Raw genomic sequence first — 16171 nt, 5'->3', positions numbered from 1 at the left:
CGCGCGTGGTCGCAGCCCGCAAGCTGCTGCGCCGCGCGGGCCGCGATCGGGCCGGGCGGTTCCTCGTCGAAGGGGCCCAGGCGGTCCGTGAAGCGCTCGCCTACGGGCGGGTGCGCGAGCTGTTCGTGACCGCTGCGGCCGCGGAGCGCCATCCCGAGCTCCGCGCCGCCGCCGAGGACGCCGGGGCCCGGATCAGCCTCGTCACCGACCGGGCCGCCGAGTCGCTGTCGGAGACCGTCACCCCGCAGGGGCTGGTCGCCGTGTGCGATCTGCTCGACGTCACCCCGGCCGAGGCGCTGGGGGAGCGACCCACGCTCGTCGCGGTCTGCGCCGGCGTGTCCGACCCCGGCAACGCCGGCACGATCATCCGGGTCGCCGACGCGGCGGGCGCCGACGCCGTGCTGCTGGCCGGCGACACCGTCGACCCGCACAACGGCAAGGCCGTCCGTGCGTCCACGGGCAGCGTGTTCCACCTGCCGCTGGCCCGCGACCGTGACGCCGCCGCAGTGCTCGGCGCGTGCCGTGCCGCCGGGCTCACCCTGCTCGTCGCGGACGGGCGCGGCGAGCTCGACCTGCACGATCCCGACACCGCGCGGCTGCTCGCCGCACCGGTGGCGTGGATCTTCGGCAGCGAGGCGCACGGCGTGCCGGCGGCCGTCTCCGCGGCGGCCGACCACCGGGTGCGCGTGCCGATCCACGGCCGCGCCGAGAGCCTCAACCTGGCCACCGCGGCCGCCATCTGCCTGTACGCGACGGTGGCCGCGCGTCGCTGACCCCGTACTCGCCGCCGGGAGCGGCACGACCTGGGGTGTCCCGGTCGTGACGTTCTGCAGGCCCTCTCTAGGATCGTCGCCATCATGAGCGAGACGCCCGCCAGCCCCGGCCCTTCGTCGGGCCAGCCATCATCCGAGCTGCTCACCGCCGAAGCGCTCGCGGCGGCGGTGAAGGCCGCCAAGGCTGCCTTCGACGAGGCCGCCGACCTGGCCGCGCTGACCGCGGTGCGCCCCGCCCACCTCGGCGACCGCGCGCCGCTGCAGCTGGCCCGTCGCGCGCTCGGGTCGCTGCCCGGTCCTGAGCGCGCCGACGCGGGCAAGCGGGTCAACGCCGCCCGCCAGGAGGTGCAGGCCGCGTTCGACGCCCGCCGCTCGGTGCTGGAGGCCGAGCGCGACGCGCGCGTGCTGGTCGAGGAGGCCGTCGACGTCACGCTGCCGTGGGACCGAGTGCCGCGCGGCGCCCGCCACCCGGTCACCCAGATCGCCGAGCAGATCGCCGACGTGTTCGTGGCGATGGGCTACGAGGTGGCCGAGGGGCCCGAGGTCGAGTCGTCGTGGCTGAACTTCGACGCGCTGAACTTCGGCAAGGACCACCCTGCCCGCACCATGCAGGACACCTTCTACCTGGGTGAGGGCGAGCACTCGGGGATGGTGCTGCGCACCCACACTTCCCCGGTGCAGGTGCGGGCGCTGCTGGAGCGCCCGCTGCCGGTGTACGTGGTGTGCCCGGGTCGCACGTTCCGCACCGACGCGCTCGACGCCACCCACACCCCGGTGTTCCACCAGGTCGAGGGGCTCGCGGTGGACAAGGGCATCACGATGGCGCACCTGAAGGGCACGCTGGACGCGTTCGCCCGCGCGATGTTCGGGCCGCAGTCGCGCACCCGGCTGCGGCCGTCGTTCTTCCCGTTCACCGAGCCGTCCGCCGAGGTGGACGTGTGGTTCCCGGAGAAGAAGGGCGGAGCCGGCTGGGTCGAGTGGGGCGGCTGCGGCATGGTCGACCCCAACGTGCTGCGCGCCGCGGGCGTCGACCCGGACGTGTACTCGGGCTTCGCGTTCGGCATGGGACTGGAGCGCACGCTGATGTTCCGCAACGGCATCCCCGACATGCGTGACATGGTCGAGGGCGACGTGCGGTTCAGCCGGGCGTTCGGGATCTAGGGAGAGTCGTGCGCGTTACGCAGTCCTGGCTGGCCGAGTACGTCGAGATCGGTGAGCGCTCGGCCGAGGAGCTGGGTGAGGCCTTCGTCACGGTCGGGCTGGAGATCGAGGAGATCCACCCGGCACCCGACGTCCGGGGCCCGGTCGTGGTCGGCCGGGTCCTCGGCATCGAGGAGCTGACCGGGTTCAAGAAGCCGATCCGCTGGGTCCAGCTCGACGTCGGCGACGCCAACGGCACCGGCGAACCGCAGAACGTGATCTGCGGGGCCACGAACTTCGCGGTCGGTGACCTGGTCGTCGTCACGTTGCCCGGCACGGTGCTGCCGGGCGGGTTCGAGGTGGGCGCCCGCAAGACCTACGGGCACCTCTCCGAGGGCATGATCGCCTCGGCGCGCGAGCTGGGCATCGGCACCGACCACACCGGGATCCTGGTGCTGCCGCCCGGCACTGCCGAGCCCGGCACCCCGGCCGCCGACGTGCTCGGCCTGCACGAGCCGGTGATCGAGCTCAACGTCACCCCGGACCGCGGCTACTGCTTCGCGGTGCGCGGGCTCGCCCGCGAGCTCGGCGCTTCGCTCGACGTCGACTACACCGACCCGGTGCTGCGCGTCCCGGTGCCCGAGGCGGCGGGTGAGGCCTGGCCCGTCCGGCTCGACGACGCCGCGTGCTCCCGGTTCGTCGCCCGCCGCGTCGACGGCGTCGACCCGGCCGCGCCGACCCCGTGGTGGATGCAGCGACGCCTGCTCGCCGCCGGGATGCGGCCGATCTCGCTGATCGTCGACGTCACCAACTACGTGATGCTCGAGCTGGGCCAGCCGCTGCACGCCTACGACGCTTCGCTGGTCAGCGGGCCGATCGTGGTGCGCCGCGCGGTGGCGGGGGAGAAGCTGACCACCCTCGACGACACCGTTCGCACCCTCGACCCGGACGACCTGCTCATCACGGACGACAGCGGCCCGATCGGCCTCGCCGGTGTCATGGGCGGGGCGAGCACGGAGATCCCGGTCGGCGGGACCGAGCCGGTGGACGTGCTGCTGGAGGCTGCGCACTTCGCGCCCGCCGTCATCGCGCGCGCGGCGCGGCGGCACAAGCTGCCCAGCGAGGCGTCGAAGCGGTTCGAGCGCACCGTCGACCCGCAGCTGCCGCCCATCGCGGCCGAGCGGGCGGCGCAGCTGCTCGTCGAGTTCGGCGGCGGCACGATCGCCCCGGGCCGCACCGACGTCGGCGAGGTGGGTGCGGCCGCCCCGGTGCGGATGCCGCTCGACCTGCCCGACCGCGTCGCCGGCGTGACCTATCCGCGCGGCGCCACGGTGCGCAGGCTCACCCAGATCGGCTGCGCGGTCGAACTGGTCACCGGCGACGACGGCCGCGGCCACGTGGTGGCGACCCCGCCGTCGTGGCGGGCCGATCTCACCCGCGCCGCGGACCTGGTCGAGGAGGTGCTGCGGCTCGAGGGGTTCGACCAGATCCCGTCGGTGCTGCCGGCGGCCCCGCCCGGCCGCGGCCTCACCCCGGCTCAGCGCCGCCGTCGTGCGGTGTCGCGGGCACTGGCCGAGCACGGCTACGTCGAGGTGCTGCCGTTCCCGTTCGTCGACCCGTCGGTGTGGGACGCGTTCGGGCTGGCCGAGGACGATCCGCGCCGGCGCACGATCCACGTGGTGAACCCGCTCGACGCCGACCGCGCCGAGCTGGCCGGCACCCTGCTGCCGGGCCTGCTGGACGCGCTGGTCCGCAACCGCTCCCGCGGCATGACCGATCTCGCTCTCTACACTGTGGGGCAGGTCACCCAGCCGCGCACGGAGAAGGTCCCGATGCCGGACCCGCCGGTGGACCGCCGCCCGAGCGACGAGGTGTACGCGCAGATCAACGCCGCGCTGCCGCAGCAGCCGGTGCACGTCGGGGTGGTGCTCGCCGGGGACCGCGAGGCCCGCGGTTGGTGGGGCCCCGGCCGGCCCGCGAGCTGGGCCGACGCCGTGCAGGCCGCGCTGCTCGTCGGGCAGGCCGCCGGGGTGCAGCTGCGCGCGACCAAGGGCGACCTGCCGCCGTTCCACCCGGGCCGCTGCGCCGAGATCCGCTGCGGTGACTGGCCGATCGGGCACGCGGGCGAGCTGCACCCGAAGGTCGTCGAGCGGCTGGAGCTGCCGCCGCGCACCTGCGCGATGGAGATCGATCTCGACCTGATCCCGCTCGACGACGCCCGCCCGCATCCGGTGGTCTCGCCGTACCCGCCGGTCACGGTCGACGTCGCGCTCGTCGTCGACGCGGACGTGCCGGCCGCGGCGCTGGCCGAGGCGCTGGAGGACGGCGGCGGCGACCTGCTGGAGGACGTGCGGCTGTTCGACGTCTACGCGGGCGAGCAGATCGGGGAGGGTAAGCGCTCCCTGGCCTACACGCTGCGCTTCCGCGCACCGGACCGGACGCTGACCAGCGAGGAGGCCAACGCCGCACGGGACGCGGCGGTCGCGGTCGCCGTGGAGCGGTACGGAGCAGCGCTGCGCGGTTGAGCTCGCCATCGCCCCGGCTGGTCCACCCGGCCGAGGCCCGGGATCACCCCGCTCCGCCGATCCGCCGCAGCGCCTCCTTCTTCGACAGCGCCGAGAGCCCCGGGTGCGCGGCGACGAACGCTCGCACCCACTCGGGGTCCGTCCGCGCGTACTGGCGCAGCGCCCACCCGATGCCCTTGCGCAGGAAGAAGTCGGGATCGGTGAGGTTCGCCTCGATCGCGTGGGTGAGCAGGCCCAGATCGGTGTCCGCGCCCGCGGTCAGCTGGCAGATCACCGCGGTGCGCCGCAGCCAGCGGTCCGGATCGGTGGCCCACCCGCGCACCACGGGAGTCAGCTCGGCGGGATGCGCCCGCAGCAGCCGCCCCACGTGCTTGCTGGCCAGCTCGTCGACGTAGTCCCACCACGCCCCGTCTACGATCCAGTGCCGCAGCCGGGGCAGCCAGTCGAGGCCGATCCACGGCAGGTGCCGGCGCTGCCCGATGAGCGCGATCGCGAGGTAGCGCTCCTCGCGGTAGGCGGCGTCGTCCCACAGCGCGTCGACGGTCGCGGCCAGCGCGGCCGCGTCCGGCACGGGATGCGCTGCGAGTGCCTCTCTGACCAGTTTCTCGCGGGCCGGCTTCTTCACCCCGCGGAACGGCATCGCCGACTTCATGTAGGCCTGCATGACCGGCGCGTCGCCGGGCACCGCCAGCGCGGCGAGCCCGTCGCGCAGCAGCTGGGCGAGTTCGGTCACGACACCTCCCGGACGCGGTCGAGGGTGCGGGCCCACGTGCGGGCGTGAGCGATCAGTTCGGGCGGGGAGATCACCTCTGCGGCCACTCCGAGCGAGGCGATCACCATGGCGGGCCAGTCGAGCGTATCGACGCGCATCCGCATCCGGCAGCCGTCGCACTCCGGCTCGACCTCACCCCACCGACCCACGTGCGCCCGCACCCGCTCGGCCGGGGCGGCGAACCGGATGTCGACGTCGAAGACGACACCCGGCCGCTGGTCCATCGCCGCCCGCACGAACTCGACGGCGTCCGCGGCGGGCAGCTCGCGGGGTCGGAACCGCACCCCGGTGCGGCGCGGCCCCGTGAGTCGGTCGAGCCGGAAGCTGCGCCAGTCGTGCCGGTGCAGGTCGTAGGCGACCAGGTACCAGCGCCGCCCGAGCGCGACCATCCGCAGCGGTTCCACCAGCCGTTCGCTGGGCGTGCCGTCGGCAGCGGTGTAGGCGAACTCCAACCGCTCCTCGGCTCGGCACGCCTCTGCGATCGTCGTCAGCACGTCGGGATCGACGACCGACCCGCCGGTGGTCCACGCGGCCGGTGACGTCATCGCGCGCAGGGCGTCGACCCGGCGGCGCAGCCGCGGCGGCATCACCTGGACGACCTTCGCCAGCGCTCGCACCGACGACTCGGCGATGCCGGCGATCCCGCCCTGCGCTGCCGTCTGCAGCCCGACGGCGAGCGCGACCGCCTCCTCGTCGTCCAGCACGAGCGGGGGCAGGGCCGCACCGGCGGCCAGCTGGTAGCCGCCGTCGACGCCGCGGGTGGCGTTCACCGGGTAGCCGAGCTCGCGCAGCCGGTCCACGTCGCGGCGGAGCGTGCGCACCGAGACCCCGAGCCGCTCAGCCAGCTCGGCGCCGGGCCAGTACCGGTGGGTCTGCAGCAGCGACAGCAGCCGCAGCATGCGTGAGCTCGGGTCCGCCATGTCTTCCAGAATCCGACGAATTGAGGTCAGGATGTGTCACTAAACGGCCATAGAGTACGTGCCATGACCACCACGGAGAACAGCACCGTCACCGGCGAGCGGGCCGACATCCTCCACGCGCTCGGCAAGGCCCGGCACTTCTTCCGCTTCACCGCGCAGGGGCTCACCGACGAGCAGGCGAACACGCAGAGCACGGTCAGCGCGCTGACCATCGGCGGTCTGATCAAGCACGTCGCCGAGGTGGAGCGCAGCTGGGGCGAGTTCGTCCGCACCGGCGAGCAGAGCGGGCCCGACTTCTCCGAGGAGGTCGAGTTCACCCCGGAGATGATCGCGGAGTGGGAGGCGAAGTTCCGCCTCGCCGAGGGGGAGACCATCGCCGGCGTCCTGGCCGACTACGAGCAGGTCGCCGCGGCCACGGACGAGCTGGTCCGCACGGCCGACCTGGACGCCGGCCACGAGCTGCCGCAGGCGCCGTGGCAGCCGCCGGGGGAGTTCTGGACGAACCGGCGGGTGTTCCTGCACCTGGTGGCCGAGATCGCCCAGCACTCCGGGCACGCCGACATCATCCGCGAGGCGATCGACGGTCAGAAGACCATGGGGTAGCACACCCCCTTCCTTGCATCATTTTTCACCGTCGTGCATAGTCATCCGCATGGTGCGGATCGCGGTAGCGGGTGCGAGCGGGTACGCCGGCGGTGAGATCCTCCGGCTGCTGCTGGCGCATCCCGAGGTGGAGATCGGCACGCTGACCGCCGGCGGCAACGCGGGGAGCAGGCTGGGCGAGCACCAGCCGCACCTGTTACCGCTGGCCGACCGCGTGCTGGCCGAGTCGACGGCCGAGGAGCTGGCCGGGCACGACGTCGTCTTCCTCGCACTGCCGCACGGGCGATCCGCCGAGATCGCTGCCCAGCTGCCGGCCGACACCGTCGTGATCGACTGCGGCGCTGACCACCGGCTCGCCGACGCGGCCGCGTGGGAGCGCTGGTACGGCGGCGAGTACGCCGGGAACTGGCCGTACGGGCTCCCGGAGCTGCCGGGTGCGCGGGAGAAGCTGCGCGGGGCCACGCGGATCGCCGTGCCCGGGTGCTACCCGACGATCGCGAGCCTGGCTCTCGCGCCCGCGCTGGCGGCCGGCCTGGTCGAGACCGAGGTCGTCGTCACCGCGGTCAGCGGCACGTCCGGCGCGGGCAAGACGCCCAAGCCGCACCTGCTCGGTGCCGAAGTCATGGGCGCCCTCTCCGCCTACGGGGTGGGCGGCGTGCACCGGCACACCCCGGAGATGGTCCAGAACCTGTCGGCCGCAGCCGGCCGCCCGGTCTCGGTGAGCTTCACCCCGGTGCTCGCCCCGCTGCCCCGCGGCATCCTCGCCACCTGCTCGGCGCGCACCACCGCCTCGGCCGCCGAGGTGCAGGACGCCTACGCGAAGGCCTACGCCGACGAGCCGTTCGTCCACGTCCTGCCCGAGGGCGTGTGGCCCACCACGGCCGCCACGCTCGGCGCCAACACCGCACTGCTGCAGGTCACCGTCGATCCGGACGCCGGGCGGATGATCGCCGTCGGCGCGATCGACAACCTCACCAAGGGCACCGCGGGCGCCGCTGTGCAGTGCATGAACCTCGCCGTGGGCCTCCCGGAGACCACCGGCCTGCCCGTCACCGGGGTCGCCCCGTGACCGTCACGCATCCGGAGGGCTTCCGCGCGGCCGGCATCGCGGCCGGCATCAAGGCCAGCGGCAAGCCGGACCTGGCACTCGTCGTCAACGACGGCCCGCAGTTCGCCGCGGCCGGCGTGGTCACCCGCAACAAGGTCAAGGCCGCGCCGGTGCTGTGGACCGAGCAGGTGCTGCAGTTCGGCACGCTGCGGGCGGTCGTGCTCAACTCCGGCGGCGCCAACGCCTGCACCGGACCACAGGGCTTCCAGACCACCCACGCCACGGCGGAGAAGGCGGCCGAGCTGCTGGGGTGCGGCGCCGTCGAGATCGCCGTGTGCTCCACCGGCCTCATCGGCGAGCAGCTGCCCCGCCAGACCGTCCTGGACGGGGTGGCCGCCGCGCACGCTGCGCTCGCCGGCGGTGAGGAGGCCGGCCAGGCCGCCGCCACCGCGATCATGACCACCGACACGGTCGCCAAGACCGTCGCGTACACCGACCCCGCCGGCTGGCGCATCGGCGGCATGACCAAGGGCGCCGGCATGATCGCGCCGTCGATGGCCACGATGCTGTCCGTCCTGACCACCGACGCCGCGCTCGACGCGGCCGCCCTCGACGAGGCGCTGCGCGCCGCCGTGCGGGTGAGCTTCGACCGGCTCGACATCGACGGCTCGATGTCGACCAACGACACCGTCGTGCTGATGGCGTCGGGGGCCGCGGACCCGGCCGATCCGGCCGCGTTCACCGAGGCGCTGACCGTGGCCTGCCGCGACCTGGCCGCGCAGATGCAGGCCGACGCAGAGGGCGTCACGAAGCGGGCCACGATCGTGGTGCGCGGCGCCGCCAGCGAGGACGACGCGGTGCTCGCCGCCCGCACGATCGCCCGCGACTCGCTGGTGAAGACCGCGCTGTTCGGCTCCGACCCGAACTGGGGCCGGATCGCCGCGGCCGTCGGCTACAGCGGGGCCGAGCTCGATCCCGAGCGGCTCGACATCACGATCAACGGCGTGCTGCTGTGCAAGGGCGGGTGCGCCGCAGGTGACCGGTCCGCCGCCGACCTGACCGGACCCGACGTGCTGGTCGAGGTCGAGCTGGGGGTGGGTTCGGCCGAGGCGGAGATCCGCACCACCGACCTCTCGCACGCGTACGTGGAGGAGAACAGTGCCTACTCCTCGTAGTACGACCATCGAGTCCGCGCTGGCGAAGGCGGGGGTGCTCGCCGAGGCCCTGCCCTGGTTGCAGCGGTTCCACGGCAAGATCATCGTCGTCAAGTACGGCGGCAACGCCATGATCGACGAGGAGCTGAAGCAGGCGTTCGCGCAGGACATGGTGTTCCTGCGGCTCGCCGGCATCCAGCCGGTCGTCGTCCACGGCGGCGGTCCGCAGATCAGCGCGATGCTCAAGCGGCTGGGCCTGCCGGGGGAGTTCCGCGGCGGGCTGCGCGTCACCACCCCGGAGACGATCGACGTCGTCCGCATGGTGCTCGTCGGACAGGTCGGCCGCGAGTTGGTCGGGCTGATCAACCAGCACGGCCCGTACGCCGTGGGCCTGTCCGGCGAGGACGCAGGCCTGTTCACCGCGGAGAAGCGCACCGCGCTCGTCGACGGCGAACCGGTCGACATCGGCCTGGTCGGCGACGTGGTCGAGGTCAACCCGGACGCGGTGCTCGACATCGTGGCGGCCGGGCGGATCCCCGTGGTCGCGGGGGTCGCCCCGGACACCGAGGGCACTGTCTACAACATCAACGCCGACAGCGCGGCCGCGGCGCTCGCCTCGGCGCTGGGCGCGGCGAAGCTGGTCGTGCTGACCGACGTCGAGGGGCTGTACTCGAACTACCCCGACCCGGACTCGCTGATCAGCTCACTGACCGCCGACGAGCTCGAGCCGATGCTGCCCGCGCTGGAGGCCGGGATGGCGCCGAAGATGGAGGCGTGCCTGCGCGCCGTGCGCGGCGGGGTGCCCGCGGCGCACGTCATCGACGGGCGGGTGCCGCACTCGGTGCTGCTGGAGGTCTTCACCAGTGAGGGAGTGGGAACGATGGTGACCGGAGGCGCGGAATGAGCACGCTCACCGAGCGGTGGCAGGCGTCGCTCATGAACAACTACGGCACCCCGCCGCTCGCGTTGGTCCGCGGGCAGGGTGCCGAGGTGTGGGACGCCGACGGCCGTCGCTACCTCGACCTCGTCGGCGGCATCGCGGTGAACGCGCTGGGCCACGCGCACCCCGCGGTGGTCGAGGCGGTCACCAAGCAGCTCACGACGCTGGGGCACACCTCGAACCTCTACATCACCGAGCCGCCGGTCGCGCTCGCCGAGCGGCTGCTGGAGCTGGCCGGCGCCCCCGGCCGGGTGCTGTTCTGCAACTCCGGCGCCGAGGCCAACGAGACCGCGTTCAAGCTGGCCAGGCGCACCGGCCGGCCGAAGGTGATCGCCTGCGAGAACGCGTTCCACGGTCGCACGATGGGCGCGCTCGCGCTCACCGGACAGCCGCCGAAGCGAGAGCCGTTCGAGCCGCTGGTGCCGGGGGTGGTCCACGTCCCGTACGGCGACGTGGCCGCGCTCGAGGCGGCCGTCGACGACACCACGGCCGCGGTGTTCCTGGAGCCGATCCTCGGCGAGGCCGGTGCGGTCACCCCGCCCGCGGACTACCTGGCCGCGGCTCGGCGGATCACCGCCGAGCGGGGCGCGCTGCTCGTGCTCGACGAGGTGCAGACCGGGATCGGGCGCACCGGCGCCTGGTTCGCGTTCCAGCGGGCCGGGATCGTCCCTGACGTGGTGACGCTGGCGAAGGGCCTCGGCGGCGGGCTGCCGATCGGCGCGTGCATCGGGTTCGGCGCGGCCGGGGAGCTCTTCCAGCCCGGCCAGCACGGCACCACGTTCGGCGGCAACCCCGTCTCCTGCGCCGCCGGGCTCGCGGTGCTCGCGACGATCGAGGACGAGGGCCTGCTCGAGCAGGTGAACCTGGTCGGCAAGACGATCGCGAACGGCGTCGAGGAGCTGGGCCACCCGCTGGTGACCGGCGTCGACGGGGCCGGGCTGCTGATCGGGATCGTGCTGGGCAAGCCGGTGTCCGCCGCCGTCGCCACCGCGGCCCGCGAGGGCGGGATCCTGGTCAACAACGCCGTGCCCGAGCGCGTCCGGCTGGTGCCGCCGCTCGTGCTGTCCGAGGCGCAGGCGCGGGAGTTCCTCACCGCGCTGCCGGGCTTCCTGGAGGCCGCCGATGGTTAGGCACGTCCTGCGCGACGACGATCTCACCCCGGCCGAACAGGCCGAGGTGCTGGACCTGGCCGCGCAGATGAAGACCGACCGGTTCGCCCACAAGCCGCTGGCCGGTCCGCTGTCGGTCGCGCTGATGTTCGACAAGCCCTCCACCCGCACGCGGCTGTCGTTCGAGGTGGGGGTGGCGCAGCTCGGCGGGCACCCACTGGTGATCGACGCCCGCTCGTCGCAGATGGGTCGGGGCGAGACGATCGCCGACACCGCACGGGTGCTCTCGCGCTACGTCGAGGCCGTGGTGTGGCGCACCGGCGACCAGTCCCGCATCGAGGAGCTGGCGGGTGCGGCCTCGATCCCGGTGATCAACGCGCTGACCGATCAGTTCCACCCGTGCCAGGTGCTGGCCGACCTGCTGACGATCCGCGAGCGGTTCGGTCGCACCGCCGGGCTCACCCTGACCTTCCTCGGCGACGGCGCGAACAACATGGCTCACTCGCTGCTGATCGGCGGGGCCACCGCCGGCGTGTCGGTGCGGGTGTGCGCCCCGGAGGGCTTCCAGCCGCACCCGGACTACCTGCGCGCGGCGAAGGAGCGGGCGGCCGAGACCGGGGCGAGCGTGGAGGTGGGCACCGATCCGCACGCCGCCGTCGACGGGGCCGACGTCGTGGTGACCGACACGTGGACGTCGATGGGCCAGGAGTCCGACGGCCTCGACCGGGTGGGCCCGTTCCGCGGCATGCAGGTCAACGCAGCGCTGATGGCGCGGGCCAAGCCCGGCGCGATCGCGCTGCACTGCCTACCCGCCCACCGCGGTGAGGAGATCACCGACGAGATCCTCGACGCGCCCGACAGCGCGATCTGGGACGAGGCGGAGAACCGCCTCCACGTGCAGAAGGCGCTGCTGGCCTGGCTCCTGCAGAAGCGATGAGCGTCAGCCGCGCCGAGCGCCACGCGATGATCGTGGAGATCCTGCGCACCGAGGTCGTGCACAGCCAGCGCCAGCTCATGCTGGAGCTGGAGCACCGCAAGGTGCCGGCCACCCAGGCCACGGTCTCCCGCGACCTCGACGAGCTGGGCGCGATCAAGGTGCGCGGCGCGTACGTCATCCCGGACGACGGCACACCGGTGCCCGGGCCGGAGGGCGGCAAGAACCGCCTGGCGCGAATGCTGGGGGAGTTGCTGACCGGCTGCGACGCGAGTGGGAACCTGGCCGTGCTGCGCACCCCGCCCGGGGCCGCGCACTACCTGGCCAGTGCGATCGACCGCGCCGGCCTGCACGACGTCGTCGGCACGATCGCCGGTGACGACACGATCCTCGTGGTCGCGCGCGAGCCGCTCACCGGAGCCGAGCTCACGGCGCGGCTGCAGAGGCTGCGAGACGAAGGAGACATGTCCCCATGACGGGGTCGCAGCTGTGGGGCGGGCGGTTCGCCACGGGCCCCGCCGACGCGCTCGCCGCGTTGAGCAGATCCACCCAGTTCGACTGGCGGCTGGCCCCCTACGACGTGCGCGGCTCGATGGCGCACGCCCGGGTGCTGCACCGGGCCGGGCTGCTGACCGACGACGAGCTGGAGCGGATGCTCGCGGCGCTGGAACAGCTCGCCGCCGACGTCGAGTCCGGGGCGTTCGGGCCCGACGAGGCCGACGAGGACGTGCACTCGGCGCTGGAGCGCGGGCTCATCGAGCGGGCCGGGCCCGAGCTGGGCGGCAAGCTGCGCGCCGGGCGCTCCCGCAACGACCAGGTGGCCACGCTGTTCCGCATGTGGCTGCGCGACGCCGCGGTCCGCGTCGGCAACGGTGTGCTCGACGTGGTCGACGCGCTGATCGCGCAGGCAGAGGCCCATCCGGGCGCGGTCATGCCGGGGCGGACGCACCTGCAGCACGCGCAGCCGGTACTGCTCGCCCACCACCTCGCCGCACACGCCCACGCGCTGCTGCGCGACGTCGATCGGCTGGCCGACTGGGACCGCCGCGCCGCTGTGTCGCCGTACGGCTCGGGTGCGCTGGCCGGGTCGTCGCTGGGCCTGGACCCGGAGGCGGTCGCGGCCGAGCTGGGGTTCACCTCCAGCGTCGCCAACTCGATCGACGGCACCGCGGCGCGCGACTTCGCGGCCGAGGCGGCGTTCGTCCTGGCGATGATCGCGGTGGATCTCTCGCGGGTCAGCGAAGAGGTGATCATCTGGGCGACCGCGGAGTTCGGCTACGTCACGCTCGACGACGCCTACTCCACCGGCAGCTCGATCATGCCGCAGAAGAAGAACCCGGACGTCGCCGAGCTCGCCCGCGGCAAGGCCGGCCGGCTGATCGGGAACCTGACCGGGCTGCTCAGCACGCTCAAGGGACTCCCGCTGGCCTACAACCGGGACCTGCAGGAGGACAAGGAACCGCTGTTCGACTCCGTCGAGCAGCTGGAGCTGTTGCTGCCCGCGGTCGCCGGCATGATCGCCACCCTGACCTTCCACACCGACCGGCTCGCCGAGCTCGCGCCCGCCGGGTTCACCCTGGCGACCGACGTCGCCGAGTGGCTCGTCCGCCAGGGAGTGCCGTTCCGCGTCGCGCACGAGGCGGCCGGCGGCTGCGTCCGCGCGGCCGAGGCCCGCGGGGTGGGGCTCGACGAGCTGACGGACGAGGAACTCGCTGCCGTCCACCCCGCGCTCACGCCTAAGGTGCGGGAGGTGCTCACGGTCGAGGGCTCGATAGCCTCACGGGACGCCCGCGGTGGAACGGCGGGCGACCGTGTCGCGCAGCAGCTCGCCGAGCTCCGCGCGACGGCCGCGGCCGCCCGTGCCTCGCTCCGCCAGAACCCGACCTCCTCCGCCGGCGGATCCGCCCCGGCGGAGTCGTGAAAGGACTGTCATGACCTCGCCAGCAGACCTGGCCCGACCCGACCTGGACGCCGCGCGTACCGCCTACGAGCAGCTCAAGGACCTGGGCATGAAGCTCGACCTCACGCGCGGCAAGCCGTCGGCCCAGCAGCTGGACCTGGCGAGCGAGCTGCTGACGCTGCCCGCCGGGGAGTACCGGGCCGCGGACGGCACCGACACCCGCAACTACGGCGGTCTGCAGGGCCTCAAGGAGCTGCGGGAGATCTTCGCCCCGTTCCTGCAGGTCCCGGTCGAGCAGCTCGTCGCTTTCGGCAACGGCAGCCTCGAGCTCATGCACGACACGCTCGTGCACGCGATGCTCTCGCCGCTGCCGGGCGGCGAGCGGCGCTGGGTCGACGAGGAGCGGGTCGTGTTCCTGTGCCCGGTGCCCGGCTACGACCGCCACTTCAGCGTGTGCGAGCGGCTCGGCATCGAGATGGTGACCGTGCCGATGACCGACGACGGCCCCGACATGGAGGTCGTCGAGCAGCTCGTGGTGAGTGACCCGGCGATCAAGGGCATCTGGTGCGTCCCGAAGTACTCGAACCCGACCGGGGTCGTGTACTCCGACGAGGTGGTGCGCCGGCTCGCCACGATGCCGACCGCGGCCGGTGACTTCCGGATCATGTGGGACAACGCGTACACGGTCCACCACCTGACCGAGACCGAGCACGAGATCGCCGACCTGCTGGCGCTGGCGACCGAGGCGGGCAACGCCGACCGGGTCTTCGTGTTCGGCTCCACGTCGAAGATCACGTTGGCCGGGGCCGGGGTGGCGTTCTTCGGGGCGTCGCAGCGGAACCTGGAGTGGTGGCTCGCGCTCACCGCGAAGCGCACGATCGGGCCGGACAAGGTCAACCACCTGCGGCACGCGGAGTTCCTCGGCAGCCCCGACGGCGTGCGGGCGCACATGGCCAAGCACCGCGAGATCCTGGCGCCGAAGTTCGCCGCGGTGGAGCGGATCCTCTCCGAGGAGCTGTCCGGCATCGAGGGCGTGTCCTGGACGCGCCCGGAGGGCGGCTACTTCGTCACGCTGACCGTACCGCCGGGCATCGCCTCCGCCACGGTCGCGCTGGCGAAGGAGGCCGGGGTCGTGCTCACCCCGGCCGGAGCCACGCACCCGTACGGCAGGGACCCCGACGACGCCGTGATCCGGCTCGCACCGAGCTTCCCGGTGCTCGACGAGGTCGAGAAGGCCACCCGGGGTGTGGCTACCTGCGTGAAGCTGGCCATCGCCCGACAGGGCGCGTGACGCCGCTGTTCGATCGCGCCGAGCTGGCGGACGACGTCGTGGAAGGCGCCGTCCGCTTGCTCGGCGCCGTGCTGGAGGCCGACACCCCGGACGGCACCGTGGCGGTGCGGCTGGTCGAGGTGGAGGCCTACCGGGGTGCGGACGACCCGGCGGCGCACAGCTACCGGGGCCGCACCGCGCGCAACGCCGTGATGTTCGGTCCGCCCGGGCATCTGTACGTGTACTTCGTCTACGGCATGCACTTCTGCGCCAACATCAGCTGCCTGCCGGACGGCGAGCCCGCGGCGGTGCTGCTGCGCGCGGGGGAGGTGGTGTCGGACCTCGGGGTGGCCCGGGTCCGCCGCCCGACGGCGCGCCGGGACGCCGATCTCGCCAAGGGGCCGGCGCGGCTGGCCTCGCTCCTGGGGTTGCGCCGGGAGCACAACGGCCTCGACGTGATCGATCCGACATCGCCCGTGCGCCTGCGCGTCGGGACCCCGGCGGACCCGGCGACGGTGCGCTCGGGGCCGCGGGTGGGAGTCACTGCGGCGCACACCACACCGTGGCGGTTCTGGATCGACGGGAACCCGGCCGTGAGCCCGTACCGGCCGGGGCGGGGGGCGCCTGTGTTCGGGGGCCGGGCCGGCTGAGTCGGGCGGATCCTCGCGATCGACGGGCTTCGGCCCCTCCGCCCCAACCTCGGGGCATCCGGGCCGAAAAGGCCGGTTGACCTGGGCTGATGCGAGAAGGGGGACCCCCCTTGAAACGGCCCGGAACGGACCGTGTAACTTTCTCTTCGTCGCCGGGACGGGGACCACGAAGCCCCGGACCGCAGCGGCCAGCCGATGGGCCTGGCGGAGGTTGCCTCCGCGGACAGGACCATGTAAGGTAGGAGAGTTGCTCCGGCACTGTAGAGGTGCACAGGAGTGACTCCCCGACCGAGAGGGACGACGCCCCTCGATCCAGCACCAGCAACTGGTGGTGGACAGGTGTGCGGGTGTCTTTTGAGAACTCAACAGTGTGTCGAGCTATTGTTGACTGGATTTTGTGCCAGTTTGCGTTTGGCGGGCTCGCCTTTCCCCG

Annotated in this window: 15 protein-coding genes; 13 read left to right on the top strand and 2 right to left on the bottom strand. The window is 73.3% G+C overall.

Going from position 1 to position 16171, the window contains the following annotated elements:
- The first annotated feature begins 5 nt into the window (after positions 1-5).
- The 3 genes from BUE41_RS21550 to pheT all read left to right on the top strand — a co-directional run bounded on the left by BUE41_RS21550 (position 6) and on the right by pheT (position 4438).
- A complete protein-coding gene (locus tag BUE41_RS21550; protein ID WP_234997469.1) occupies positions 6-773 on the top strand; it encodes a TrmH family RNA methyltransferase in 768 nt (255 codons plus the stop codon).
- A gap of 84 nt (positions 774-857) precedes the next feature.
- Complete coding sequence (pheS, locus tag BUE41_RS21545; RefSeq protein WP_073458987.1) at positions 858-1934, top strand: phenylalanine--tRNA ligase subunit alpha; 1077 nt, start codon at positions 858-860, stop codon at positions 1932-1934.
- A gap of 8 nt (positions 1935-1942) precedes the next feature.
- Positions 1943-4438 (top strand): phenylalanine--tRNA ligase subunit beta, encoded by a 2496-nt coding sequence (gene pheT, locus BUE41_RS21540; protein WP_073458986.1) that lies wholly within the window; start codon positions 1943-1945, stop codon positions 4436-4438.
- 43 nt (positions 4439-4481) lie between these two features.
- On the opposite strand, the gene BUE41_RS21535 is transcribed toward pheT, so the two are convergent.
- Together BUE41_RS21535 and BUE41_RS21530 are read right to left on the bottom strand one after the other, a co-directional pair.
- On the bottom strand, positions 4482-5171 hold the full coding sequence (locus tag BUE41_RS21535) for a DNA alkylation repair protein (RefSeq protein WP_073458985.1): 690 nt from the start codon (positions 5169-5171) through the stop codon (positions 4482-4484).
- Positions 5168-6130: a helix-turn-helix transcriptional regulator gene (locus BUE41_RS21530; RefSeq protein WP_073458984.1), complete on the bottom strand. Its 963-nt coding sequence runs from the start codon at positions 6128-6130 to the stop codon at positions 5168-5170. The genes BUE41_RS21535 and BUE41_RS21530 overlap by 4 nt, the downstream gene beginning before the upstream one ends.
- A gap of 63 nt (positions 6131-6193) precedes the next feature.
- Here BUE41_RS21530 and BUE41_RS21525 point away from each other — a divergent pair, with 63 nt between their 5' ends.
- The 10 genes from BUE41_RS21525 to BUE41_RS21480 are packed head-to-tail and all read left to right on the top strand — an operon-like array spanning position 6194 to position 15738.
- Complete coding sequence (locus BUE41_RS21525) at positions 6194-6733, top strand: DinB family protein (protein WP_073458983.1); 540 nt, start codon at positions 6194-6196, stop codon at positions 6731-6733.
- Positions 6734-6782: 49 nt separating this feature from the next.
- Positions 6783-7802: an N-acetyl-gamma-glutamyl-phosphate reductase gene (gene argC, locus BUE41_RS21520; RefSeq protein WP_073458982.1), complete on the top strand. Its 1020-nt coding sequence runs from the start codon at positions 6783-6785 to the stop codon at positions 7800-7802.
- The gene (argJ, locus tag BUE41_RS21515) at positions 7799-8956 is read left to right on the top strand and encodes a bifunctional glutamate N-acetyltransferase/amino-acid acetyltransferase ArgJ (protein WP_073458981.1); all 1158 of its coding nucleotides are present in this window, start codon (positions 7799-7801) and stop codon (positions 8954-8956) included. Before argC ends, argJ begins: the two co-directional genes overlap by 4 nt.
- Complete coding sequence (argB, locus tag BUE41_RS21510) at positions 8940-9839, top strand: acetylglutamate kinase (protein ID WP_073458980.1); 900 nt, start codon at positions 8940-8942, stop codon at positions 9837-9839. Before argJ ends, argB begins: the two co-directional genes overlap by 17 nt.
- Positions 9836-11005, top strand: a complete 1170-nt coding sequence (locus BUE41_RS21505) for an acetylornithine transaminase (RefSeq protein ID WP_073458979.1) — start codon at positions 9836-9838, stop codon at positions 11003-11005. Before argB ends, BUE41_RS21505 begins: the two co-directional genes overlap by 4 nt.
- Positions 10998-11921, top strand: a complete 924-nt coding sequence (gene argF / locus BUE41_RS21500; protein WP_073458978.1) for an ornithine carbamoyltransferase — start codon at positions 10998-11000, stop codon at positions 11919-11921. Before BUE41_RS21505 ends, argF begins: the two co-directional genes overlap by 8 nt.
- Positions 11918-12394, top strand: a complete 477-nt coding sequence (locus tag BUE41_RS21495) for an arginine repressor (RefSeq protein ID WP_073458977.1) — start codon at positions 11918-11920, stop codon at positions 12392-12394. Before argF ends, BUE41_RS21495 begins: the two co-directional genes overlap by 4 nt.
- A complete protein-coding gene (argH, locus tag BUE41_RS21490) occupies positions 12391-13839 on the top strand; it encodes an argininosuccinate lyase (RefSeq protein WP_073458976.1) in 1449 nt (482 codons plus the stop codon). The genes BUE41_RS21495 and argH overlap by 4 nt, the downstream gene beginning before the upstream one ends.
- A 10-nt stretch (positions 13840-13849) precedes the next feature.
- Entirely contained in the window at positions 13850-15109 is a 1260-nt protein-coding gene (locus BUE41_RS21485; protein ID WP_073458975.1) for an aspartate aminotransferase type Ic, read from the top strand.
- Complete coding sequence (locus BUE41_RS21480; RefSeq protein WP_073458974.1) at positions 15106-15738, top strand: DNA-3-methyladenine glycosylase; 633 nt, start codon at positions 15106-15108, stop codon at positions 15736-15738. Before BUE41_RS21485 ends, BUE41_RS21480 begins: the two co-directional genes overlap by 4 nt.
- The last annotated feature ends 433 nt before the right edge of the window (positions 15739-16171 follow it).

This window comes from Pseudonocardia thermophila, assembly GCF_900142365.1.
GTDB lineage: Bacteria > Actinomycetota > Actinomycetes > Mycobacteriales > Pseudonocardiaceae > Pseudonocardia > Pseudonocardia thermophila.
This window is presented reverse-complemented; position numbering and strand designations above follow the sequence as displayed.

Coding starts and splice junctions, on each gene's coding strand:
- BUE41_RS21485 (WP_073458975.1), top strand. CDS start 13,850: ATGACCTCGCCAGCAGACCTGGCCCGACCCGACCTGGACGCCGCGCGT.
- BUE41_RS21525 (WP_073458983.1), top strand. CDS start 6,194: ATGACCACCACGGAGAACAGCACCGTCACCGGCGAGCGGGCCGACATC.
- BUE41_RS21530 (WP_073458984.1), bottom strand. CDS start 6,130: ATGGCGGACCCGAGCTCACGCATGCTGCGGCTGCTGTCGCTGCTGCAG.
- pheS (WP_073458987.1), top strand. CDS start 858: ATGAGCGAGACGCCCGCCAGCCCCGGCCCTTCGTCGGGCCAGCCATCA.
- BUE41_RS21495 (WP_073458977.1), top strand. CDS start 11,918: ATGAGCGTCAGCCGCGCCGAGCGCCACGCGATGATCGTGGAGATCCTG.
- argH (WP_073458976.1), top strand. CDS start 12,391: ATGACGGGGTCGCAGCTGTGGGGCGGGCGGTTCGCCACGGGCCCCGCC.
- argC (WP_073458982.1), top strand. CDS start 6,783: ATGGTGCGGATCGCGGTAGCGGGTGCGAGCGGGTACGCCGGCGGTGAG.
- BUE41_RS21505 (WP_073458979.1), top strand. CDS start 9,836: ATGAGCACGCTCACCGAGCGGTGGCAGGCGTCGCTCATGAACAACTAC.
- argF (WP_073458978.1), top strand. CDS start 10,998: ATGGTTAGGCACGTCCTGCGCGACGACGATCTCACCCCGGCCGAACAG.